This window comes from Arenimonas sp. (assembly GCF_041919775.1).
GTDB lineage: Bacteria > Pseudomonadota > Gammaproteobacteria > Xanthomonadales > Xanthomonadaceae > Arenimonas.
In genome coordinates, this window is the sequence record NZ_JAYRTE010000006.1 from 87,384 (window position 1) to 110,073 (window position 22,690).

At 69.3% G+C, this 22,690-nt stretch carries 25 protein-coding genes; 8 read left to right on the plus strand and 17 right to left on the minus strand.

What is annotated here, in order from left to right; translation table 11 throughout:
* Window positions 1-20 precede the first annotated feature (20 nt).
* Entirely contained in the window at window positions 21-605 is a 585-nt protein-coding gene (locus tag ACE3TE_RS05800; RefSeq protein WP_374603044.1) for a DUF4126 domain-containing protein, read from the minus strand.
* Window positions 606-719: 114 nt separating this feature from the next.
* On the opposite strand from ACE3TE_RS05800, the gene ACE3TE_RS05805 reads away from it, so the two are divergent.
* The 5 genes from ACE3TE_RS05805 to ACE3TE_RS05825 are packed head-to-tail and all read left to right on the plus strand — an operon-like array spanning window position 720 to window position 4,122.
* On the plus strand, window positions 720-1,451 hold the full coding sequence (locus ACE3TE_RS05805) for a DUF6776 family protein (RefSeq protein WP_374603046.1): 732 nt from the start codon (window positions 720-722) through the stop codon (window positions 1,449-1,451).
* Window positions 1,452-1,453: 2 nt separating this feature from the next.
* Window positions 1,454-1,915, plus strand: a complete 462-nt coding sequence (locus tag ACE3TE_RS05810) for a polymer-forming cytoskeletal protein (protein ID WP_374603048.1) — start codon at window positions 1,454-1,456, stop codon at window positions 1,913-1,915.
* Between the two features lie 31 nt (window positions 1,916-1,946).
* Window positions 1,947-2,306 (plus strand): iron-sulfur cluster insertion protein ErpA, encoded by a 360-nt coding sequence (gene erpA, locus ACE3TE_RS05815; RefSeq protein ID WP_374603050.1) that lies wholly within the window; start codon window positions 1,947-1,949, stop codon window positions 2,304-2,306.
* 7 nt (window positions 2,307-2,313) lie between these two features.
* The gene (nudC, locus tag ACE3TE_RS05820) at window positions 2,314-3,231 is read left to right on the plus strand and encodes an NAD(+) diphosphatase (protein ID WP_374603052.1); all 918 of its coding nucleotides are present in this window, start codon (window positions 2,314-2,316) and stop codon (window positions 3,229-3,231) included.
* 9 nt (window positions 3,232-3,240) lie between these two features.
* Window positions 3,241-4,122, plus strand: coding sequence for a hypothetical protein (locus ACE3TE_RS05825; protein WP_374603053.1), 882 nt, complete (start codon window positions 3,241-3,243; stop codon window positions 4,120-4,122).
* Here ACE3TE_RS05825 and ACE3TE_RS05830 read toward each other — a convergent pair.
* From ACE3TE_RS05830 to ACE3TE_RS05905, 16 genes are all read right to left on the minus strand, one after another.
* On the minus strand, window positions 4,119-4,550 hold the full coding sequence (locus ACE3TE_RS05830; RefSeq protein ID WP_374603055.1) for a DUF2752 domain-containing protein: 432 nt from the start codon (window positions 4,548-4,550) through the stop codon (window positions 4,119-4,121). The genes ACE3TE_RS05825 and ACE3TE_RS05830 overlap by 4 nt on opposite strands.
* 6 nt (window positions 4,551-4,556) lie before the next feature.
* On the minus strand, window positions 4,557-5,072 hold the full coding sequence (locus ACE3TE_RS05835; protein WP_374603057.1) for a CD225/dispanin family protein: 516 nt from the start codon (window positions 5,070-5,072) through the stop codon (window positions 4,557-4,559).
* Window positions 5,073-5,159: 87 nt separating this feature from the next.
* The gene (locus ACE3TE_RS05840; protein ID WP_374603058.1) at window positions 5,160-7,115 is read right to left on the minus strand and encodes an MFS transporter; all 1,956 of its coding nucleotides are present in this window, start codon (window positions 7,113-7,115) and stop codon (window positions 5,160-5,162) included.
* Between the two features lie 86 nt (window positions 7,116-7,201).
* The gene (gene purD / locus ACE3TE_RS05845) at window positions 7,202-8,479 is read right to left on the minus strand and encodes a phosphoribosylamine--glycine ligase (protein WP_374603060.1); all 1,278 of its coding nucleotides are present in this window, start codon (window positions 8,477-8,479) and stop codon (window positions 7,202-7,204) included.
* A 33-nt stretch (window positions 8,480-8,512) separates the two neighbouring features.
* Window positions 8,513-8,959: a hypothetical protein gene (locus ACE3TE_RS05850; RefSeq protein ID WP_374603062.1), complete on the minus strand. Its 447-nt coding sequence runs from the start codon at window positions 8,957-8,959 to the stop codon at window positions 8,513-8,515.
* Window positions 8,959-10,524, minus strand: coding sequence for a bifunctional phosphoribosylaminoimidazolecarboxamide formyltransferase/IMP cyclohydrolase (gene purH / locus ACE3TE_RS05855; RefSeq protein WP_374603064.1), 1,566 nt, complete (start codon window positions 10,522-10,524; stop codon window positions 8,959-8,961). Before purH ends, ACE3TE_RS05850 begins: the two co-directional genes overlap by 1 nt.
* A gap of 153 nt (window positions 10,525-10,677) precedes the next feature.
* Complete coding sequence (fis, locus tag ACE3TE_RS05860) at window positions 10,678-10,956, minus strand: DNA-binding transcriptional regulator Fis (RefSeq protein ID WP_374603065.1); 279 nt, start codon at window positions 10,954-10,956, stop codon at window positions 10,678-10,680.
* Window positions 10,957-11,072: 116 nt separating this feature from the next.
* The gene (locus ACE3TE_RS05865) at window positions 11,073-11,591 is read right to left on the minus strand and encodes a DUF3426 domain-containing protein (RefSeq protein ID WP_374603067.1); all 519 of its coding nucleotides are present in this window, start codon (window positions 11,589-11,591) and stop codon (window positions 11,073-11,075) included.
* 18 nt (window positions 11,592-11,609) lie between these two features.
* Entirely contained in the window at window positions 11,610-12,515 is a 906-nt protein-coding gene (gene prmA, locus ACE3TE_RS05870; protein WP_374603069.1) for a 50S ribosomal protein L11 methyltransferase, read from the minus strand.
* A 66-nt stretch (window positions 12,516-12,581) separates the two neighbouring features.
* The gene (locus ACE3TE_RS05875; RefSeq protein WP_374603071.1) at window positions 12,582-13,271 is read right to left on the minus strand and encodes a hypothetical protein; all 690 of its coding nucleotides are present in this window, start codon (window positions 13,269-13,271) and stop codon (window positions 12,582-12,584) included.
* Window positions 13,272-13,331: 60 nt separating this feature from the next.
* Window positions 13,332-14,699 (minus strand): acetyl-CoA carboxylase biotin carboxylase subunit, encoded by a 1,368-nt coding sequence (gene accC, locus ACE3TE_RS05880; protein WP_374603073.1) that lies wholly within the window; start codon window positions 14,697-14,699, stop codon window positions 13,332-13,334.
* Window positions 14,700-14,709: 10 nt separating this feature from the next.
* On the minus strand, window positions 14,710-15,192 hold the full coding sequence (gene accB, locus ACE3TE_RS05885; protein WP_374603075.1) for an acetyl-CoA carboxylase biotin carboxyl carrier protein: 483 nt from the start codon (window positions 15,190-15,192) through the stop codon (window positions 14,710-14,712).
* Between the two features lie 42 nt (window positions 15,193-15,234).
* Complete coding sequence (gene aroQ / locus ACE3TE_RS05890; RefSeq protein ID WP_374603077.1) at window positions 15,235-15,669, minus strand: type II 3-dehydroquinate dehydratase; 435 nt, start codon at window positions 15,667-15,669, stop codon at window positions 15,235-15,237.
* Between the two features lie 134 nt (window positions 15,670-15,803).
* A complete protein-coding gene (locus tag ACE3TE_RS05895; protein ID WP_374603079.1) occupies window positions 15,804-16,358 on the minus strand; it encodes a TlpA family protein disulfide reductase in 555 nt (184 codons plus the stop codon).
* On the minus strand, window positions 16,355-18,523 hold the full coding sequence (locus ACE3TE_RS05900; protein ID WP_374603081.1) for a protein-disulfide reductase DsbD family protein: 2,169 nt from the start codon (window positions 18,521-18,523) through the stop codon (window positions 16,355-16,357). Before ACE3TE_RS05900 ends, ACE3TE_RS05895 begins: the two co-directional genes overlap by 4 nt.
* A gap of 105 nt (window positions 18,524-18,628) precedes the next feature.
* Window positions 18,629-19,009: a helix-turn-helix domain-containing protein gene (locus ACE3TE_RS05905; RefSeq protein ID WP_374603083.1), complete on the minus strand. Its 381-nt coding sequence runs from the start codon at window positions 19,007-19,009 to the stop codon at window positions 18,629-18,631.
* A 485-nt stretch (window positions 19,010-19,494) separates the two neighbouring features.
* Here ACE3TE_RS05905 and groES point away from each other — a divergent pair, with 485 nt between their 5' ends.
* The 3 genes from groES (at window position 19,495) to ACE3TE_RS05920 (ending at window position 22,663) form a co-directional block, all read left to right on the plus strand.
* Window positions 19,495-19,782 carry a co-chaperone GroES gene (gene groES / locus ACE3TE_RS05910; RefSeq protein ID WP_374603085.1) on the plus strand — a complete coding sequence of 96 codons (288 nt, stop codon included), beginning with the start codon at window positions 19,495-19,497 and terminating at the stop codon, window positions 19,780-19,782.
* Window positions 19,783-19,845: 63 nt separating this feature from the next.
* On the plus strand, window positions 19,846-21,501 hold the full coding sequence (gene groL, locus ACE3TE_RS05915) for a chaperonin GroEL (protein WP_374603087.1): 1,656 nt from the start codon (window positions 19,846-19,848) through the stop codon (window positions 21,499-21,501).
* Between the two features lie 136 nt (window positions 21,502-21,637).
* A complete protein-coding gene (locus ACE3TE_RS05920) occupies window positions 21,638-22,663 on the plus strand; it encodes a hypothetical protein (protein ID WP_374603089.1) in 1,026 nt (341 codons plus the stop codon).
* Window positions 22,664-22,690 lie beyond the last annotated feature (27 nt).

Below are 22,690 nucleotides of genomic sequence, written 5' to 3' on the forward strand. Positions count from 1 at the left end.
CTTGGATTATGCCCTGAAGGCTAACGGCCGGCAGCCGTCCTGCCGGACAGCCGCCAGACCCATCTCGCGACCCAGGCCACGACCAGCGCCCCGGCCAGCAGCACGCCCAGCAGCAGCGCCAGCGCCGCCCACGGATAGATGAAGACCAGCGAGATCGCGCCCAGCGCGGCGGTGTCTTCGCCAGCGGAGGCAGCCCAATTCGAAACCGGTTCGGGTGAAGCATTGATGAGGGCGCGCGTGCCCGACTTGAGCAGGTGCGTGCCCAGCGCCGCGCCGCCGCCCAGCGCGAGTGCGCTGCCCGCGAGCTGGCCGTCGTCGGACAGCGTGGCGGCAGCCAGGAAGGCACCGGCGGGGATGCGCGCCAGCGTCTGCAGCAGGTCCCAGCCCGAATCCACGCCCGGGATCTTGTCGGCGGCGAACTCCACCACCGCCAGCGCGCCGGCGGTGCCCATCACCCAGGGCGAGGTGGTGACTTCCAAGGCAGCGGGCAGTTCCACCCAGCCCATCAGCCCGGCCAGGCCGACGCCGAACACGGTGAAGTAGGCCCGCACGCCGGCCAGGCAGGCCAGGGCCAGTCCCAGTGCGAAGATGTGCGCTTCGGTCATGCGGCCCCCGGAACGTGACGTGGTTCACAGTATAGTGGCCCTGCGCCTTGACGCTGGCGGGGCGCGCCCGCTTAAGTTGGCCGGCTACGCGCCCCGGCGCGACCCCCCAAGGTCATGAATACCCCTGCCCCCGACAAACATCGTTTCGTCATCGTCCCGCACCGCCCCTATGCCCGGGTGCTGCTGGTGGCGGGACTGGCGCTCTGGCTGGGCAGCCTGGTGGCCACCTGGATGATCGCCTCCGAGCGCGCCGCCCCCGGCAGCGTACAGCTTCGCCAGGAGCTCGAGCTCGCCAGCGAACGCGCCACCCGCTCCGAGGACGTGGCGCGGCAGCTGCGCCAGAACGTCGCCACCCTGCGCCGCAGCGACCAGATCAGCCGCGCCGCCAACACCGAACTGCAGGCCACGCTGGCCGAGCGCGAGGAAGAAGTCTCGGCCCTGCGCGCCGACGTCGCCTTCTACGAACGCCTGGTCGGCGCCACCGGCCAGCGCCGCGGCCTGAGCGTGCATGAGGCCGTGTTCGCCCAGGAATCGGGCGGCACCTGGCGCTACACCGTCACCCTGACCCAGAACCTCAACCGCGGCGCCATCAGCAAGGGCGAGGCGCGGCTGTCGGTCGAGGGCGTCAGCGAGGGCCGCCTGGTGAACCTGGGCTGGTCCGAACTCCTCCAGAAGCCGGATGCCACCGGACAGCCGTTTTCGTTCCGCTATTTCCAACAGCTCGAAGGCAGCGTGATGCTGCCCGAGGGCTTCACCCCCCAACGCGTCCGTGTGCAGCTGCGCGCGAACGGCAGTACCGTGGAGCAGGCCTTCCCCTGGGAAGCGCGTGAGCCGCGAGGAGACTAGACATGTTCGGCAACGACAAGAAATCCCCCCGCCACGGCAATGCCGTGGAAACCCTGGTCGGGCCGCGCGCCGTGATCCGCGGCGACATCAATTTCTCCGGCGGCCTGTACGTCGAAGGCACCATCTACGGCAAGGTCGTCGCCGACGACGGCTCGGCGGCGGTGCTGACCCTGGCTGAAAACGGCCGCATCGAAGGCGAAGTGCGCGCCCCGGTGGTGGTGATCAGCGGCACGATGACCGGCGACGTGCATGCCGGTGAACGCGTCGAACTGGCCGCCAACGCCCGGGTGAACGGCAACATCCACTACAAGGTGGTGGAAATGGCCGCCGGCGCCATGATCACCGGCCGGCTGATCCACGCCGAGGCGCCGCTGGCCCAGCTGACCGGCCCGGCCGGCGAATCCGCCCCGGCGGCGGTGCCCCTGCGCGGCAAGACCGCCAAGGCCGAGGCCCAGCAAGCTTGAATCCGGGGCCCGCAGGCCCCATCTTGCCGCCATGGAAATGCATCCCAGCTACCAGCAGCTCGACGCCCCGCTCGAGTTCACCTCCGCCGCGGCCGCCAAGGTCGCGTCCCTGATCGCCGAAGAAGGCAATCCGGGCCTGAAGCTGCGGGTGTACATCACCGGGGGTGGCTGCTCGGGCTTCCAGTACGGCTTCGAGTTCGACGAGCAGCAGGCCGAGGACGACCTGGCCCTGCAGCGCGACGGCGTCACCCTGCTGGTGGATCCTCTGAGCCTGCAGTACCTGATGGGCGCCGAGGTCGACTACCGCGAAAGCCTGCAGGGCGCGCAGTTCGTCATCCGCAATCCCAACGCCAAGACCACCTGCGGCTGCGGCAGCAGCTTCTCGGCCTGATCCCCGCATGAGCGCCGTCCCGCCCGGTTTCGCCTTCCGCGGCCCGGGCTTGGACCGCGCCGAACTGCTGCGCGAAAACCCCGAAGAGCTCGACGCGCGCTGGCACTGCGCCCGCGTGCTGGTGGTCGATGCCGAAGGCCAGGCGCGCTTCCCGCGCCCGCCCAAGGAAACCGCCCCGGCGACCGGCGCCGAGGCCTCGCCGGAGGACGTCGTCTGCACCGGCGACAGCCTGGCCGCCGCCCGCCCGCCCACGGCCAGCCTGCTCGGCCTGGACGGCGACACCGCCTGGTTCGTGCTGCCGCATGAAGCCCTCCCGCAGGCGCTGCCCGGACGGCTGGGCGTGCGTGAAGCAGCGGCGACCTGGCCGGCGCTGCCGGCCTCGGCCCTGGCCCAGGCGCGCGCGCTGGTGCACTGGCAGCAGCGCAACCGGCACTGCGGTGGCTGCGGCGAGGCGGTGGTCTTCGGTCGCGCCGGCTACAGCGCCCGCTGCCCGGGCTGCGGCCTGGAACATTACCCGCGCACCGACCCGGCGATCATCGTCGCGGTCAGTGACGGCGCGCGCCTGCTGCTGGGCCGCCAGGCCAGCTGGCCGCCGGGGCGCTGGTCGGTGCTGGCCGGTTTCGTCGAACCCGGCGAATCGCTGGAGCAGGCCATCGCCCGCGAGGTGATGGAGGAAGCCGCGGTGCCGGTGCATTCAAGCCGTTACTGCGCGTCCCAGCCCTGGCCGTTCCCGGGATCGCTGATGGTCGGCTTCCATGCGATCGGCGAACCGGTCGAGCCGCAGGTCAGCGACGAGCTCGAGCAGGTGCGCTGGTTCAGCCGCGCGGACATCGAATCCGGGGTCGCCAGCGGCGAGATCAAGCTCTCGCCCAGGCTTTCGATCGCGCGCACCCTGATCGAGGAATGGCTGGCCCAACAGGGCTAGAATCCCCCCATGTCCGCCGCCCTCATCGCCGTCGTGGTCGCACTGTTGCTGGGGCACGTCTTCCCCTCGCTGCCGCTGCTGCGCCGCTACGACTGGTTCATCGGCTGGCTGCACTGGCTCGGCCGGCAGGCCGGCGGCGACTGGCCGAACCGGCTGGGCCTGCTGCTGGCGGTGGGATTGCCGCTGCTGGTCATCGGCGTCATCCAGTATTTCATCGACGACCTGTTCTACGGGCTGCCGGCCTTCGCATTCGCGCTGCTGGCGCTGCTCTACACCTGGGGCCCGCGCGACCTGGACCTGGACGTGGAAGCGATCATCGAGGCGCGCACGCCCGAGGCCCGCTGCGAGGCCGCGCGGTCGCTGTTCCATACCGGCGGCGAACCGGTCTGCGAGGGGCCGGCGCTGGTCGAGGCGGTGTTCCGCTGCGCGCTGTGGCGCTGGTTCGGCGTGCTGTTCTGGTTCCTGGTGGCGGGTGCGGTGGGCGCCATCGGCTACCGGCTGGTGTCGCTGTGCGCCCAGGGCGAAGCCCGGCGGAGCCTGCCGGCCGGCCAGCGCGGCGTCGCGCGCACCACGCTGGCGGTGCTCGACTGGCCGGTGGCGCAGCTGATGACCTTCGCGATGGCGCTGGCCGCCGATTTCGACCGCGTGGTCGGTGCCTGGCGCGACTGGCACGCCGCCGGTGGCCTGCGTCTGGACGTCGGCTTCCTGGGCGCCGCCGCGCGCGCGTCGGTGGCCAGCGAGCTCGCCGAAGAAGAAGCCTATGCCGTCGACGGCCCGGCCCAGGCCTCGGGCCTGCTGGAACTGCGCGACGCGATGAGCCTGGTCTGGCGCATCCTGCTGCTGTGGCTGGGCGTGCTGGCCCTGCTCGTCCTCGCCGGCTGGGCGACCTAGCCGATCGGCGGCGCGAGGAAGGCGAAGGCAGGAAGGTTCCGCAGCACCCCGAAACCCAGCACGATGCCGACCCACAGCCAGGGGCTGGAGATGGGTTTGAGCAAGGGTTCGAGCCGGCGCGGGCTGCGCCCGAGCACGCGCAGCACCAGCAGCAGCCCGATCGGGCCACCCACCAGCACCAGGGCGTTCATCGAAAACGCACGGGCCAGTTCGAAATGCACCAGTGCGTGCATTGCCCGGGTCAGTCCGCAGGTGGGGCAGAGCCAGCCGGTGAGCTGCAGGAACAGGCAGCCCGGGAACGGGTTCGTGGCGCTGTTGGGATCAAACTGGCGCAGCGCCCAGATGCCCAGCACCGCCGCCGGCACCAGCAGCACCAGCCACCACAGGTAGCGTGCGGAGATGGGCGGCGGGGCGGGCGTATCTTTCATCGCGGATCAGGGGATCATGCTTTCGAAGTCGAAGGCATCCGGATCGATCATGCCGGCCATCTGCAGCGCCAGCGAGGCGATCCACAGCAGCAGGAGGGCGCCACCGAAGATGGTGGTGACCAGGCTCCAGGTCTTCGCCTTCTCGGAAGCGTCGCGGGCGCCGGCGAAATCTTCCGCCGCCATCAGTGTGTTGACCTTGTTGGCGTAGATGATGGCCGGGATGCCGGGCGCCAGGCCGAGCGGGATGCAGCAGCAGGCGACGATGCTGATCAGGGTGGTGACGACCGTCGAGATGACCGCCCAGACGAAGTGGTTCGGTACCGGCTCCACCGGAGCGGCGGCGGCGGGCGCGGCGGGTGCGGCAGGCGCGGCGGGCGGCACCGGCGCGGCGGCCTGCGGCGGGGGCGTGCTCGGGCCGTCGGACATCGGCGGAGTCGGCGGGGCGACCGGCAGGGCCGCGCCGCATTGTTCGCAGGCGCTGGCGCCCGCCGTGTTCGTGTGGCCGCAGTGGGTGCAGATCATGGTGTTCCCCTGGAAAGTTGGTGGCGGTGCATGCAAGGGCACCACGACCGGGAAACTAGCGTCTGCGCGCGCGTCCCGTCAAACCACTCAGGGGCGGTCGCCGCGCAGCTGGCGCACGCGGGCTTCCAGCGACGCCGCGGTGGCGGTGTCGCCGGGCACCGGCGCTTCGGCCACCAGGCCGACGGCGGCGCGCAGGCGGCGCGGCACGCGCAGGCGTCCGAGGCGGCTGTCGCGGCGCGACCACATGCTGTCCCAGAGCCCGGTGAGCGCCATCGGCACGACCGGCACCGGCGAGCGTTCGAGGATGCGTTCGACGCCGCCCTTGAACTTCGCGATCTCGCCGTCTTTGGTCAGCGCGCCTTCGGGGAAGATGCAGACCAGTTCACCGGCATCGAGTGCCGCTTTGACTTCGGCGAACGCGGCCTCCATCACCGCCGGGTCTTCGCGCGCGCCGGCGATGGGGATGGCGCGATGGGCGCGGAACACCCAGTTCATGCCCGGGATGCGGAAGATCTTGTAGTACATGACGAAGCGGATCGGCCGCGGCACCGCGGCGCTGATCACCAGCGGATCCATGTAGCTGACGTGGTTGCAGACCAGCAGGGCCGGGCCTTCGTCCGGCACGTGCTCCTCCACGCCGGTGATGGACACGCGGTAGAAGATCGAGACGTAGATCCAGGCCAGGAAGCGCAGGAAGAATTCCGGGACCAGGGTGAAGATCAGGATCGACACGCCCGCGTTCGCGACCGCCAGCGCCAGGAACAGCTCCGGGATCGTCAGGCCCGGCAGCGGCAGGGTCCATGCCGGGATCCTCAGGTCCGTCATCGGCAGCGCCATGCCGCCGATGGCCAGCGACTCGCGCTGCAGCAGCACGCCCAGCATCGCCGCCAGTACGATGAAGCCGGCGTTCTGGATGTTCAGGCCGGCGATGACGCGCGACAGCTCCTCGCGCGGCGTGCGGCTTTGCACCAGCGCGAACAGCGGCACGATGAACAGGCCGGCGAACAGGCCGATCAGGGTGAGGTCGGCGATGATGCGCCAGTTGCCGGCAGCCACGAACTCGCGCACGGTCAGGCCGCTGGCGATCGCCGGGCCCGGCTGGGCGAAATACAGGTCGGCGCAGAACACGGTCATGCCGATCGCGCCCAGCGGCACCAGGCCGATCTCGATGGTGCGGCGGCTGAGCTTTTCGCACAGCAGCGAACCGACGCCGGTGCCGACCGAGAACAGCACGAAGCAGAACAGGTAAAGCGTGCTGCCGCCGCCCAGGTAGGTTTCGGCATAGGTCGGCAGCTGCGCGGTGAGCACGGTGCCGACGAACCAGAACCAGGAAATGCCCAGGATCGAGTTGCGCACGGCCGGCTGCCTGCGGGCCAGGCGCAGGGCTTTGAGCGATTCCGGGAACGGGTTCCAGTTGATCTTCAGGTCCGGCGCCGAGGCTTCGACGCGCGGCACCATCCGGCTGATCAGGTTGCCGGTGATCGCCAGCACCACGATCGACGCGGCGGCGGCTTCCGGCCCGGCCTGGCCGGCGACGACGAAGATCAGGCCGCCGAAGATCATGCCCAGCAGGATCGACATCGAGGTGCCCATCTCGACCAGGCCGTTGCCGCCGGTCAGCTCCTCGGGCCTGAGCACGCTGGGCAGGATCGAATATTTCACCGGCCCGAACAGCGTCGACTGCAGGCCGGTGCCGAACAGCGCCACCAGCAGCAGCGGCATGTTCGCGGTCAGGAAGCCGACGGCGGCGACCGACATGATGCCGATCTCCATCGCCGTGGTGATGCGGATCAGCCGCTGCTTCTCGAGCTTCTCGGCGATCTGCCCGGCCAGCCCCGAAAAAAGAAAGTAGGGCAGGATGAACAGCGCCGGCGCCAGGTTGGTGTACAGCGTGCGCTGCTCCGACGACACGCCCAGGAAAAACAGCAGCGCGATGATCGCCTGCCGGTAGACGTTGTCGTTGAAGGCGCCAAGCGACTGGACCAGGAAGAACGGCAGGAAGCGCCGCTGGCCGAGCAGTTCAAACTGGTTGTGCCCCATCACCCCTCCCGGGTCCCCTCAAAATGGGGTCAGAGAACATTAACGTTTCAAACACCGTTTGAAACGTTAATGTTCTCTGACCCCATTTGTTAGCGCTGTAGGGCGCGCCAGCCGATGTCGGTGCGGTAGAAGGCGCCGTCCCAGTGGATGTTGTCGGCGGCGGCGTAGGCGCGGCGCTGGGCGTCGGCGATGTCGCTGCCCAGTGCGCAGGCGCAGAGCACGCGGCCGCCGGTGGTGACCACCTGGCCGTTCTTCATGCGGGTGCCGGCGTGGAAAACCTTGGCGTCCGCGCCCGGGTCGGTGGCCAGGCCGGCGATCACGTCGCCGGTGCGCGGCGTGCCGGGGTAGTTCTCGGCGGCCATCACCACGCCCAGGCTCGGGCGCGGGTCCCAGTCCGCCTGCACGCCGGCCAGTCGGCCTTCGACGGCGGCTTCGACCAGTTCGAGCAGGTCGCTGCGCAGGCGCAGCATCACCGGCTGGGTTTCCGGGTCGCCGAAGCGCACGTTGAACTCGATCACCTTCGGCGCGCCGTCGGGCGAGATCATCAGGCCGGCGTAGAGGAAGCCGGTGAAGGGCACGCCGTCGGCGGCCATGCCGCGCACGGTGGGCTCGACGACCTCGCGCATGATGCGTGCGTGCACTTCCGGCGTGACCACGGGTGCGGGCGAATACGCACCCATGCCGCCGGTGTTCGGGCCGGTGTCGCCGTCGCCCACGCGCTTGTGGTCCTGGCTGGTGGCCATCGGCAGCGCGGTGCTGCCGTCGACCAGGGAAATGAAGCTGGCCTCCTCGCCGTCCAGGAACTCTTCGATGACCACGCGTGCGCCGGCCTCGCCGAAGGCGTCGCCTTCGAGCATGTCGGTGATCGCGGCCTCGGCTTCCTCGACGGTCATCGCGACCACCACGCCCTTGCCGGCGGCCAGGCCGTCGGCCTTGATGACGATCGGCGCGCCGTGGTCGCGCACGTGCTGCAGGGCCAGCGAGGCGTCTTCGAACACCGCGTAATATGCAGTCGGGATGCGGTGGCGGGCCAGGAAATCCTTGGCGTAGGCCTTGCTGCCCTCAAGCTGCGCGGCGGCGGCGGTCGGCCCGAAGATCGGCTGGCCGGCCTCGCGGAAACGATCGACCACGCCCAGCACCAGCGGCGCTTCCGGCCCCACGACGGTCAGCAGCACGCCCTCGGTTTCGGCCAGGTTGAGCAGGCCGTCGATGTCGGTCGCGCGCACGTCGACGTTGCGGCACTTGGCTTCGGTGGCGGTGCCGGCATTGCCGGGGGCGACCAGCACTTCCTCGACGCGCGGCGACTGCGCCAGCTTCCAGGCCAGGGCGTGTTCGCGGCCGCCGGAACCGATCACCAGGACTTTCATTGTCATTTCCCGTGCAAGTTGGGTGGGCCGGACTCAGCGTGCGCAGTCTGCCGAGGCCAGCGAGATTTCGAAGAAGAGGCGGCCTTCGCTGTCGACGAAGCGGCGCTTGATCACCACGCCGCGCGCCAGCAGGAACAGCACATCGGGCTGGTCGCACAGCGGCAGCATCAGCGCTTTCTCGGCCTGGGCCACCTGCGACAGGCCCGGGTCGGACGGGTCGGCGCGGCGCCGCAGGCTGCGGATGGTCATCACCAGGTCGCTGCCCTCGAAGGCCACCCGCTGCAGTTCCAGGCCCGGCGAGTATTCGCGCGGCAGGCCTTTCTGGAACTCGTCGATGATCGCCTGCACCCGCGCCGCCATCGCGGACTCGCGCGCCTGGGCGGCGCGCCGGTCGGCGTTCCACCAGCCGGCGGCGATGATCGCCAGGCCGCCGGCAAGCACCACGGCCACGAGCCAGCGCGGGCTGGAGGCCTTCGCCATCAGTGGCGGAAGTGCCGGCGGCCGGTGAAGATCATCGCCATGCCGTGTTCGTCGGCGGCGGCGATGACTTCGGCGTCGCGCATCGAGCCACCCGGCTGGATCACCGCGGCGATGCCCGCCTGCGCGGCGGCATCGATGCCGTCGCGGAACGGGAAGAAGGCATCGGAGGCCATCACCGAGCCCGGCACCACCAGCCCGGCCTCTTCGGCCTTCAGTCCCGCGATCTTCGCGCTGACCACGCGGCTCATCTGGCCGGCGCCGATGCCGACGGTCTGCAGGTCCTTCGCGTACACGATGGCGTTGGACTTGACGTACATCGCCACTTTCCAGGCGAACAGCAGGTCGCGCATCTGGGCGTCCGACGGCGCGACTTTCGACACGACCTTCAGGTCGGCGGCGCCCAGCGCATCGGTGTCGGCGTCCTGCACCAGCAGGCCGCCGGCGATGCGCTTGTATTCCAGGCCGCCGGCGGCGCGCAGCTCGCCGCAGGCCAGCACGCGCACGTTGGGTTTTTTCGCGAAGGCCGGCAGCGCATCGGCGGCGATCGACGGCGCGATCACCACCTCAACGAACTGGCGCTTGAGGATTTCAGCGGCGGTGGCCGCGTCGAGCTCGCGGTTGAAGGCGATGATGCCGCCGAAGGCCGAGGTCGGGTCCACCGCGTGAGCGCGGTCGTAGGCGTCCATCAGGCTGTCGCCCACGGCGACGCCGCAGGGATTGGCGTGCTTGACGATCACGCAGGCCGGTGCGTCGAAGGCCTTGACGCACTCGAGCGCGGCGTCGGCATCGGCCAGGTTGTTGTAGCTCAGCTCCTTGCCCTGCAGGAAGCGCGCAGTGGCCACGATGCCTTCGCCGGCGGCGGCTTCGACGTAGAGCGCGCCGCGCTGGTGCGGGTTTTCGCCGTAGCGCAGGGCCGAGGCCAGCTGCAGCGAGGCGTGGAAGGTTTTCGGCCAGGCTTCGGGTTGTTCCGGATCCTCGGCGCGCGGCGACAGCCACTGGGCGATCTGGCCGTCGTAGGCGGCGGTGTGCGCGTAGGCCTTCGCGGCCCAGGCGCGGCGCATGGCCGGCGTGGTGCCGCCGGCCTGCAGCGCTCCAAGCAGCGCGCCGTACTCGGCCGGGTCGACCACGACGCTGGTGCGGGCATGGTTCTTGGCGGTGGCGCGCAGCATCGCCGGGCCGCCGATGTCGATGTTCTCGATCGCGTCGTCGTAGCTGCAGCCGGGCTTCGACACCGTCTGCACGAAGGGATAGAGGTTGACCACCAGCAGGTCGATCGGCGCGATGCCGTGTTCGGCCATCACCGCGTCGTCGGTGCCCTCGCGGCCGAGCAGGCCGCCGTGGATCTTCGGGTGCAGGGTCTTGACCCGGCCGTCCATGATTTCCGGGAAACCGGTGACTTCGCTGACGTCGCGCACCGGCAGGCCGGCTTCGCGCAGGGCCTTGGCGGTGCCGCCGGTGGAGAGCAGGTCGACGCCGAGCGCGTGCAGGCCGCGGGCCAGTTCGACCACGCCGGTCTTGTCGGAAACGGAAAGCAGGGCGCGGCGGACGGGTTGGCGGTCGGTCATCGGGCACCTCGGAGACAAGGCCGCGATTATACCGGGCTAAAACCGGGGTCGTGAAAACCGGGGTCAGAGTCGAATTTCGGCTTCGAGTGTCTGGCTATCCATGTACCGCCGAGGCCGAAATTCGACTCTGACCCCGGTTTTCATGACCCCTACTCAGGCCAGGCCGTAGGCCTTGAGCTTCTTGCGCAGGGTGGCGCGGTTGATGCCCAGGCAGGCGGCGGCCCGGCTCTGGTTACCTTCGCAGTGGCGCATCACTTCGGCGAACAGCGGCAGTTCGATCTCGCGCAGGACGACCTCGTAAAGGTCGTCGGGGTCGCAGCCGTTGAAGTCGTGCAGGTAACGGCGCACCGAGCGGGAAACGTGCTCGCGCAGGGGCGTGTGGCCGCTGGGCGTCGTGGTGGTTTCCGCTCTGGCGGCGGTCGGGACATTCACTTCGGGGGCGCTCCACTGTTCTGGTCCGCTTCCGTGCGGAACCCGCCGGCCGGGGCGACGGGGGAGCAGAGTCTACGTCAATCCTACTTACCCCGCGACTGCCCTTTCGTACGACTTCAGTGGAAGTCGAAAGTGAACGCGACGGCGCGCTGGCCGGGATCAAGGATCTCCAGCGTGGCGCTGGCCGACTGGCTGGGCGCGATCAGCGCGGTGGCCGGCGGGCTGCCGAGGTATTCATGGGGCTGGAAGCGACGCAGGCCCAGGGCGTTGCCATCGATGTCGTGCAGCGCGACTTCCATCACCGGCCAGGGCTGGGCCCAGCGGGCGTCGTTGCGGAAGCTCGTGCTGATCAGCAGCGCGCGATTGTCCTGCGGATGCCGGCGCACTTCCCGGCTGGTCACCCGGAAGGCGCCCGGCTCGTGCCAGGCGGGCAGGTCGCAGCCGAGCACGCCGCACAGGGTTTCCAGCCGCGGGCGCCAGGCGGGGTCGGTGGCCAGGCGGGCACGGTCGGCCAGCATCAGCTGCAGGGCCAGGCCTGCGGCCAGCGCGACGGCCAGCGCCCACCAGCCCCAGGGGCGGGGCGTGCGGGGCGCGGGCGCATCAGCGACGGCGAAACGGGGGGCGCGGGGCGGCATGGCGCGAAGGATACCGGCTCAGCCGGCGCGGCGGCGGCCGGTGATGCGCATCCAGTCGCCTTCCTGCACGGCCTGCAGGTCGTCGAACCAGGCGGCGTAACGCTCCAGCAGCGCCGGCTCCTGCCCGTGCAGGATGCCGGAAAGCGCGATTGCGCCGCCGGGCTGCACCCGCGCGGCCAGCGTGTCGGCCAGCGCGTCGAGCGCCACGGCAAGGATGTTCGCGACCACCACCGGATACGCGGCCGGCGGTTCGTCTTCAGGCGCAAACACGGCCAGCCGGTCGCCGACGCCGTTGCGTTCGGCGTTGTCGGCCGTGGCGGAAAGCGCCTGCGGGTCGTTGTCCACGCCGACCGCGCGTTCGGCGCCCAGCTTCACCGCCGCCAGCGCGAGGATGCCGCTGCCGCAGCCGAAATCGAGCACCGTCTTGCCGGCCAGGTCGAGCGAATCGAGCCACGCCAGACACAGCGCCGTGGTCGGATGCGTGCCCGAGCCGAAGGCCAGGCCCGGGTCGAGGCGCACGATGGCGCCGCCTTCGGATTCCGCGGGTGCGTCCATGTTCCAGGGCACGATCCAGGTGCGCTTGCCGAAGGCCAGGGGTTCGTACTGGTCCATCCAGGCGCGTTCCCAGTCCTGGTCGGCGACTTCGCGGAACTGTGCGCCGGCCAGGTCGAGCCCGCTGTCGAAGGCGTCGAGAGCGTGCAGCACCAGTTCCGGCACCGTGTTGCCCGGGAACAGCGCCAGCAGGGTGATCTGCGGCCACAGCGGCTGCTCGCCGACGCCCGGCTCGAGCACCGCGCGTTCGTTCGGCGTGCTGGCATCGGCGTCGAGCAGGGTGACCGACAGCGCGCCGATGTCCGACAGCGCGTTTTCAGCCCGGGCTTCGTCTTCGGCGCGGACGGTCAGGGCGAGTTCGAGGAAGGGCATGGCGGCCGGGGCGTGGGGCGGGCCGCCATTGTCGCATTGGTGGATGCCGGCGGGCTTGCCCCGCCCTCAGAGCGACTCGTCCGCCGCTTCGCCATCCATGCACGAAAACTCCGCCCCAACGAACGCGTCCGAGCGGTTGAGGAACACGCCTTCTTCCGGCGTCGGCGTCGGCAGGGACATCACCAGCAGACTCGGGAAGGCGACGCCCTGCCCGCGGCAGTAGCGGTGGCTGCGGGCGTGCAGCTCGCCGACCGCCTTCGCAATGGCGCTGTACTTGGGATGCCGGTCGTTGAAGCTCGCCATCACGGCGAGATGCCGCTTGGAATCGAAGCCGCCGTCTCCGGCGAGTTCGGCACGGAGGCGGTCAAACCCCTCCTGACGCGTCGTGCCAGCGGGCAGCACGATTTCCTGCGGATAATCGATGCCGCACAGGATCTGCTGCTCGAAGACGGTGCCGGCCGGATGCAAACGCGGCGCCTCGACCGGCTCCTCCAGCGGGCTGAACTCCGGGACGTGGCCCGACAGGCCGAAGCTGTTGCTCTTCTCGCAGTAGAGGCCGGCTTCGCCCATGACCCGCATGGCGTCATGCCAGCTGGCCTCTTCCTTTGCTTCCACCTTGATGCTGAAGCGCCGGCCCGTGGGGTCGGTCGGGTCGGCCTCGCGGCGCACTTCGCCGAACTGGTGCGCCTGGTCGAGCTGCTTTGCGGTCGCGGCGACATCTTCGGCAACGCCGCAGCCGCTCAGAACCACTGCCATCGTTAGCGAAAGCAGAAAGATTCCCGCACTTTTCAAGGATATGGCTCCGGATCAGGCGTTTCAGCCCAACCCTATCGCTTTTTCCTTGCGCTCCGCCAACCGCTTTTCCAGGTAGTGGATGTTGGTGCCGCCCTGCTGGAAACCGACGTCGGCCATGATGCGCTGCTGCAGCGGCACGTTGGTCTTGATGCCGTCGACGACCATTTCGCTAAGCGCCACTTTCATGCGCGCGATCGCGGTGGCGCGGTCGGGGCCGTGCACGATCAGCTTGCCGATCATCGAATCGTAGTTCGGCGGGACCTTGTAGCCTTCGTAAATGTGGCTGTCGACGCGCACGCCAGGGCCGCCCGGGGCGTGGAAGTGGCGGATCAGGCCGGGGCTGGGCAGGAAGGACTCCGGGTCCTCGGCGTTGATGCGGCACTCGATGGCGTGGCCGTTGATCCGGATGTCTTCCTGGCGGATCGAAAGCTTCTGGCCGCTGGCGATCAGCAGCTGCTCCTTCACCAGGTCGACGCCGGTGATCATCTCCGTCACCGGGTGTTCGACCTGGATGCGGGTGTTCATTTCGATGAAGTAGAAGCGGCCGTTTTCGAACAGGAATTCGAAGGTGCCGGCGCCGCGGTAGCCGATGCGCACGCAGGCCTCGGTGCAGATGCGGCCGATCTCGGCGCGCTGCTCGTCGGTGATGCCCGGCGCAGGCGCTTCCTCGACCACCTTCTGGTGGCGGCGCTGCATCGAGCAGTCGCGCTCGCCCAGGTGCACGGCATTGCCCTGGCCGTCGGAAAGCACCTGGATCTCCACGTGGCGCGGGTTCTCCAGGAATTTCTCCATGTAGACCATGTCGTTCGAGAACGCGGCCTTGGCTTCCTGGCGGGTGGCGGCGATCGCCGTCAGAAGCGCGCCTTCGGTGTGCACCACGCGCATGCCGCGGCCGCCACCGCCGCCGGCGGCCTTGATTATCACCGGGTAGCCGATTTCGCGGCCGTGGGCGATGCACTCGGCCTCGTCATCGGGCAGCGGGCCGTTGGAGCCGGGCACGCAGGGCACGCCGGCATCCTTCATCGCACGGATCGCCTCGACCTTGTCGCCCATCATGCGGATCACGTTCGCGGTCGGGCCGATGAAGACGAAGCCCGACTTATCCACGCGCTCGGCGAAGTCGGCGTTTTCGCTCAGGAAGCCGTAGCCCGGGTGGATGCCCTGGGCGTCGGTGACCTCGGCCGCGGCGATGATCGCAGGGATGTTGAGGTAACTCTCGGACGAGGGCGCCGGGCCGATGCAGACCGACTCGTCGGCCATGGCCACGTGCTTGAGGTTGCGGTCCACGGTGGAGTGCACCGCCACCGTCTTGATGCCCAGGGCGTGGCAGGCGCGCAGGATGCGCAGCGCGATCTCGCCGCGGTTGGCGATGACGATTTTTTCCAGCATGGGCCGGTCCTCAGCTGATGACGAACATGGGCTCGTCGAATTCGATCGGCTGGCCGTTTTCGACCAGGATCGCGCGCACCGTGCCCGAGACGTCGGCCTCGATCGGGTTGAACATCTTCATGGCTTCGATGATGCCCAGCGTCTCGCCGGCCTTGACCTGCTGGCCGACCTTCACGAAAGCCGGCTTGTCCGGCGCGGGCGACTCGTAATAGGTGCCGACCATCGGCGAACGCACCGTGTGGCCGTCCGGGATGTCTTTGGTGGACTTGCCCACGGCGTCGGCCGACAGCGCGGCCGGGGCCGACGGGGCGGGCGCACGCGGGGCTTCCACGTGGTGGGCCACCGGCGCGGGCGCAGGCGCCGGCGCCGCGGCGTAGCTGCCCGAGGGCACGCGCGCCAGGCGGACGGACTCCTCGCCTTCCTTGATTTCGATTTCGGCGAGGTTCGATTCCTCGAGCAGGTCGATCAGCTTCTTGATCTTGCGAAGGTCCATGACGGCCTCGTCTTGTTGGTGATGATGGGGTTGGAAAGGGGCTCAGAGCCGCGCGATGGCGGCTTCGAGCGCGTAGGCGTAGCTGTCGGCGCCGAAGCCGCTGACCAGCCCGACCGCCAGGTCGGTGAAATAGCTGGTGTGGCGGAACGGCTCGCGCGCATGCGGGTTCGACAGGTGCACTTCGATGAAGGGCAGGGCGACCGCCGCCAGGGCGTCGCGCAGGGCCACCGAGGTGTGGGTGAAGGCGGCCGGATTGACCAGCAGGAAGGCGGTGCCGTCGCCGCGGGCGGCCTGCACCCTGTCCACCAGCGCGTGTTCGGCGTTGGACTGGAAGCTGTCGAGCTGGTGGCCGGCCTCGCGGGCGCGGGCGGCGAGGCGGGCATTGATGTCGTCCAGGCGCACGTGGCCATAGATGCCCGGCTCGCGTTCGCCGAGCAGGTTCAGGTTCGGACCATGCAGTACCAGGATGTTCGCCACGCCGTGCCTCTCCCCGAGGGACGCACAGTCTGGGGGCAGGGCGGGGGCGTTGTCCAGACGATCGCCGCGACTTCGCAGATGTTAACAGGCGTTTGAATTTCGTTGGCCCGGAGCGCTCCCGGATGGCGCAAGCCTCAGGGGCGGGCCCACTCGCGCACCGATTCCGGGTCGGGGAAGGCCCCGTAATGGGTCTTGAGCAGCCGGCCTTCGGCGTCGATCAGCACCGTGTAGGGCAGGATGCCGCGGCGGTTGCCCAGCTGCACCGAGCTGTCGCCCGGCCCGGGGTTCTCCACCAGCAGCTGGAATTCCACCGGAACATCCTCGAGGAAGGCCAGGGCCTCCTCTCGGCTTTCCAGCGCGATGCCGATCACTTTGATGCCGTTGCCGCCCTGTTGGCGGGCGAAGGCATCCAGTACCGGCATTTCCTTGCGGCAGGGGCCGCACCAGCTGGCCCAGTAGTTGATCAGCCGCATCCGGCCCGGGCCGGTGACGGCCACCGGCTGGCCGCTGCGCAGGTCGGGCAGGCTCATTGGCGGTGCCAGCTGGCCGGGCTCGGTGACGACCATGCCGGGCGGCGCCGGTTTTTCCTCCGGCCACAGCGCCCGCTGGCCCAGCCACCAGCCCAGCCAGGCCGAAAGGCCGCCGAGCAGCACGATCGCGCCCCAGGTGAAAACGGCTTCGCGCTTCATCGCGCCGCCTCGGCCAGGGCCTCGTCGACGATGCCCTGGGTCAGGATGGTCGGCAGCACGCGCGGTTCGCCCTGGCGCGGATAAACCACGTACAGCGGCACGCCGACGGCCTTGTGGGTTTCCAGGAAGGCGGTGATTTCCGGGTCCACGTTGGTCCAGTCGCCCTTCATGTACACCGCGCCGGCGCGTTCAAGCGAGGCCTTGAAGGCGTCCCGGCCCAGGACGCTGCGCTCGTTGGCCTTGCAGCTGACGCACCAGTCGGCGGTCATGTTGACGAACACCACGCGGCCGTCGCGGCGAAGCTGTTCCAGCCGCTGCGCCGAATATTCCACCGCGCCGTCGCTGATCGCTTCGGCCCGCACCGGCGCCGGCATGCGCTGCACCGCCACCACCGGCCACAGCGACAGCGCGATCACCAGCGCAGCGAGGGTTTTCGCGGCCACGCCCTTCCAGCGCGCCTTCTCCCACAGCCACAGGCCCAGGCCCAGGCCGACCACGCCGACCAGGGCCAGGCCGATGGCGTCGGCGCCGCGCTGCTTGGCCAGCACCCACAGCAGCCACACGGCGGTGAGGTACATCGGGAAGGCCAGCAGGTGCTTGAAGGTTTCCATCCAGGCGCCCGGCTTGGGCAGCCGTGCGGCCAGCGCCGGCACGAAGCCGATCAGCAGGAAGGGCAGGGCCAGGCCCAGGCCCAGCGCCAGGAACACACCGATCGCCACCGCCGGCGACGCCGCGAACGCAAACGCCAGCGCCGATCCCATGAACGGCGCCGTGCACGGGCTGGCCACCACGACCGCCAGCACGCCGGTGAAGAAGTCGCCGGCCGGGCCGGACTTCTGCGCCAGCGACTGGCCGGTGCCGGCCAGCGTGGCGCCGAAGGCGACCACGCCCGACAGCGACAGGCCGATGGCGACCATCACCAGCGCCAGCGCGGTGATCACGCCCGGCTGCTGCAGCTGGAAACCCCAGCCCAGGGCCAGGCCGGCCTGGCGCAGCGCCAGCGCCGCGGCGCCGACCGCGGCGAAGCTGGCCAGTACGCCGGCCGTGTACCACAGCGCCTGCGAACGCGCCTTGCGGCGGTCGCCGCCGCCCTGGGCCAGCGACAGCGCCTTGAGCGACAGGACCGGCAGCACGCAGGGCATCAGGTTGAGGATCACGCCGCCGGCGAGCGCCAGCAGCAGCGCGACAACGATCCCTGTAGGAGCGCCTTCAGGCGCGAAGCCGTCCTTCGCCGAAGGCGAAGCGGAAAGATTCGCGCCTGAAGGCGCTCCTACACGTCCCCCCGCCGGCAGGCTCAGCGTCACTTCCCGCGTCATCGGCGGATAGCAGATGCCGTCGGTCTGGCAGCCCTGGAAATTGGCGACCACGGTCACCGTCGCGGCATTGGTGTGTTCGCGGCGCAGCGGCAGCGGCGCGTCCACGGGCTCGAAATAAACCTGGACGTCGCCGAAGTGTTCGTCGAAATGCGAGGTCGAGGGCGGCCAGCCGATGGCGCCGGCCGAGATGCCTTCGCCGCGTACTTCGACGCTGCTGCGGTCGCGGTAGAGGTAATAACCCGGCGCCGGCGTGAAGCGCAGCAGCAGCTGGTCGGCGCTGTCGACGATCGCCTCGAAGCGGAAGGCTTCTTCCTCGGGCAGGGGCAGTGAGTCGGTCGCGCCGGAGCCCGGGCCGAACAGGCCACTGCCGCGCGGGGCCAGCAGGTCCAGGCCGGCGGCGGGCGCCGAACCGGTGGCCGCCGCCGGCAGGGACACCTGCAGGGTTTTCGTGTGCGGCGGGTAGCAGATGCCCAGGTCGGCGCAGCCCTGGTACTTCACCTTCAACTCGACCTGGCGGGTGCCGTCGGCCGCGGCGCCGGTCAGCACGCCGGTGACGGCACCCCGGTAGGTTTCCACGTCACCGAAAAATTCGTCGGTGTAGGCAATGCCGTCGGGCAATTCGAGCGGATTGGCCTTGAAGCCCGCGGAAACCACCTCGGCGCCCATCCGGTGCCGGTAGAGGTAATAACCTTCGGCGATGTCCCAGTTCAGTTCGATGCGGCCGCGCTCGGTGGCGGTCGCGGTGAGCGCGAAGGCCTCATCGATCGGCAGCAGGTCGGCCTCGTCCACGGCCTGGGCCGGGAGGGCGAAACTCAGGGCGGCCAGCAAGGCCAGAAGCCAACGGGTCATGCGGGATCTCGTTCGGGCAGCGGGGCGGGCGCCGCGGCGCCGCCCCTGTCGGACCGCCAGTATCCCCGGAAGTTCGCGGCCGTGGCGAGGCCGCGGCCGCAACGCTCAGGCCCGGGCGGTCATGGCCTCGACGAAATCCACCAGCGGCTGCTGCTCGGGATTGCGCAGCGAGCGGAAGGCCACCAGCAGGCGCTCTTCCAGGCCGCACTGGGCGTAGAAGTTGAGCATCATCGCCGGTGTTTCGTGGCCGTCGTCCTCGCTGCCGCCGCCGACCCAGCGGCTGCCGCGGCCCGTGGCCAGCCATTCAAAGCTGACCGCGGTGGCCATCGCGATCTTGGCCATGTTGTCGGTGGTCGGCCGGGCGCCGTCCTTGCGCTCCCACTGCGCGACCGCGCTGCGCGCGACGCCGACCGCGAAGGCCAGCTCCGATTGTGACAGGGACGCTCCCCGGCGCGCCTGCCTGATGCGATTGAATAGATGAGTCATCTCTGTTTCCCCGAAAAGGCCCTGCAAGGATCCGTGATGCCTGGTTTTTCTAACCAGGTCAGCACAACTGTCCGGAACCGGTGCACATGCCCTAACCACCCCCCTGGCGAGTGGGCAGGCACCGGTATTTCCGGGCGGCCGGATAGCCCTGCTTAGCAGAACCCCGGCGTCGTGGGCGCCCCCGGCGCCGCACCGGGCAGTTGCCCGGGGCGCCGCCGCCATGCTCTGTCCGCGCCGAAGCCCTTGTGGTTCAAGGGTTTGGGCGCGCCTTGGCCGGTCGGCGGGCACGCCCCGATTGTAGGACCAAGGGCGGCCTGGAAAGCAACACTTGCCGGGGGCCTTGAAAGGCCGGACCCGGGCCCCATTAATCCCGGGCCGCGGCGCTTCCGGTTTGCCGGTTGCGCGCGTATCATTGGCACTCACCAGGGCCGAGTGCTAACACACTGGCCCATGTCGTTGAAACTAAAGGACTAACGAGGACACTCATGAACATCAAGCCGCTCTACGACCGCGTGGTCATCAAGCGTATGGAAGAGGAAAAGATGTCCGCTGGCGGCATCGTGATTCCCGACTCGGCCACCGAAAAGCCGATCAAGGGTGAAGTGGTCGCCGTCGGCGCCGGCAAGGCGCTCGACAACGGCTCGACCCGCGCCCCGACCGTGAAGGTTGGCGACAAGGTGCTGTTCGGCAAGTACGCCGGCACCGAAGTGAAGCTCGACGGCACCGAGTTCCTGGTGGTGAAGGAAGACGACATCCTCGCCATCCTCGGCTGATAACGCGCCTTCCGCGCGACCAGCCTTCCCCCTCAATTCAAAAGAATCCGGAGTAATACAGAAATGGCAGCCAAGGAAATTCGTTTCGGTGAAGACGCCCGCGCGCGCATGGTGAAGGGCGTCAACACCCTCGCCAATGCCGTCAAGGCCACCCTGGGCCCGAAGGGCCGCAACGTCGTGCTCGACAAGAGCTTCGGCGCCCCCACGATCACCAAGGACGGCGTCAGCGTCGCCAAGGAAATCGAGCTGGCCGACAAGTTCGAGAACATGGGCGCGCAGATGGTCAAGGAAGTCGCTTCCAAGACCTCCGACATCGCCGGTGACGGCACCACCACCGCCACCGTGCTGGCGCAGGCCCTGATCCGCGAAGGCATGAAGGCGGTCGCCGCCGGCATGAACCCGATGGACCTCAAGCGCGGCATCGACAAGGCCGTCGTGGCCGCCGTCGCCGAGCTCAAGACCCTGTCCAAGCCCTGCTCGACCTCGAAGGAAATCGCCCAGGTCGGCTCGATCTCGGCCAACTCCGATGGCGACATCGGCGAGCTGATCGCCAAGGCCATGGACAAGGTCGGCAAGGAAGGCGTGATCACCGTTGAAGAAGGCTCGGGCCTGGAGAACGAGCTCGACGTCGTCGAGGGCATGCAGTTCGACCGCGGCTACCTGTCTCCGTACTTCATCAACAACCAGCAGTCGATGTCGGCCGAGCTCGAAGACCCGTTCATCCTGCTCTACGACAAGAAGATCTCGAACGTGCGCGAGCTGCTGCCCGTGCTCGAGGGCGTGGCCAAGGCCGGCAAGCCGCTGCTGATCGTCGCCGAGGAAGTCGAGGGCGAAGCCCTGGCGACCCTGGTGGTGAACACCATCCGCGGCATCGTGAAGGTCTGCGCCGTGAAGGCCCCGGGCTTCGGCGACCGTCGCAAGGCGATGCTGGAAGACATGGCCATCCTGACCGGCGGCACCGTGATTTCCGAGGAAGTCGGCCTGCAGCTCGAGAAGGCGACCATCAAGGATCTCGGCCGCGCCAAGAAGATCCAGGTCTCCAAGGAAAACACCACGATCATCGATGGCGCCGGCGCTGCCGACGGCATCCAGGCCCGCATCAAGCAGATCAAGGCGCAGATCGAAGAAACCTCTTCGGACTACGACCGCGAGAAGCTGCAGGAGCGCGTCGCCAAGCTCGCCGGCGGCGTGGCCGTCATCAAGGTCGGTGCCTCGACCGAGATCGAGATGAAGGAAAAGAAGGCCCGCGTCGAAGACGCGCTGCACGCCACCCGCGCTGCCGTCGAAGAAGGCATCGTCCCGGGCGGCGGCGTCGCGCTGCTGCGCGCCAAGGCCGCGATCAAGGGCCTGGAAGGCGCCAACGTCGACCAGAGCCACGGCATCAACATCGCCCTGCGTGCGATGGAAGCGCCGCTGCGCGAGATCGTCACCAACGCCGGCGACGAGCCGTCCGTCATCCTCAACAAGGTCGTCGAGGGCAAGGGCGCGTTCGGTTACAACGCCGCCAACGGCGAGTACGGCGACATGATCGAGTTCGGCATCCTGGACCCGACCAAGGTCACGCGCACCGCGCTGCAGAACGCCGCGTCGATCGCCGGCCTGATGATCACCACCGAAGCCATGGTGGCCGAAGCGCCGAAGAAGGACGAAGGCGGCGCCGCCGGTGGCATGGGCGGCGGCATGGGTGGCATGGGCGGCATGGGCGGCATGGATTTCTGATCCTCGCCAGCCATCGAGCCTGACCACGAAGCCCGGCCTTGTGCCGGGCTTCGTTTTTTTCGCATTCCAGCGACCCCGGGAGGGCTGGCAAACTCGGGATATCGCAGCCCGGAACGCCGGAAAAGGAGACCCCTGCATGGCCCTGAAGCTCGCCATCCCGCATCGGGCGGCTTTCGCCGCATCCTTCATTGCACTGGCCGCGTGCATCGCGACGCCGGCCGCGGCCCGGGAGGGCGGAACGGACTGGCGGGCGCTGTGCGTGGCCGGGAACGAGGTCGAATTGCTGGTCGGCAGCGAGTGGTACCGGGGCACCGTGACCGGCCCCGATATCAACGGCGAGGACTACTGCGGGATCAGGACCAGCGCGTACACCGGGCGGCCGATGGATTTCGCGATGGCGCCCGACCGCATGCGTCCGGTGCAGGTGCCGGGCGTCGCCGGGCCCGACGTGGGCCCCGCGCCGAAGCCGGCGCGACCGGCCGGTGCGACCAAGCCCGCAAAGCCTGCAAAGCCCGCCGTGCGCGCGCCGGCGGCCGCGGCTGTCACCGCGAACCTTGCCGATATCGGCGAGGCCTATCGCGTCAACACGCCGGCGGCCCGGCAGCGTTACGAGGGACGTACCGTCACCCTTACCGGGAATCTGCAGAGCGTGGGCTCCGACTACATCCGCCTCACCGACGGTCCGTTCGGCGTGGCGATGTGCAGCTTCGACGAGGGGCAGCGCGGCGGGCTCGCCGCGTTGCAGGCCGGCTCACGCCTCACCGTCCAGGGCGACAATACCGCCTGGGGCTGGGGCACCTTCCGGCTCCAGTCCTGCCGCGTGATCGGCAGCGATGCCGCGGCAAAGCCCGCGCCGGCACCCGACCGCCGCCGCGCCGATGGCCGCCCGCCGCTGGGTCGTTATGTCTGCCGCCAGTCGATGACCACGATCGGCTACATCCAGCTCGGCAAGGAAAGCTATTCCGTGAACAACGTGCGCGGCGGCTACGCCGTCGATGCCGCCAGCGGCGCCATCCGCTGGAAGGGCGGCGCGTACGCGGGCTGGCCGGCCCGCTACGAGTTTTCGGCGGCCGGTGCGGGCCATGCCCACGACGAACACATCATCCGCATGACCGACGAGACCGACCGGCTGCGGATCGACTGTTTCCTGATGGCCGGCTGAGGGCGCGGGCTGAGGAGCCCCGGGCGC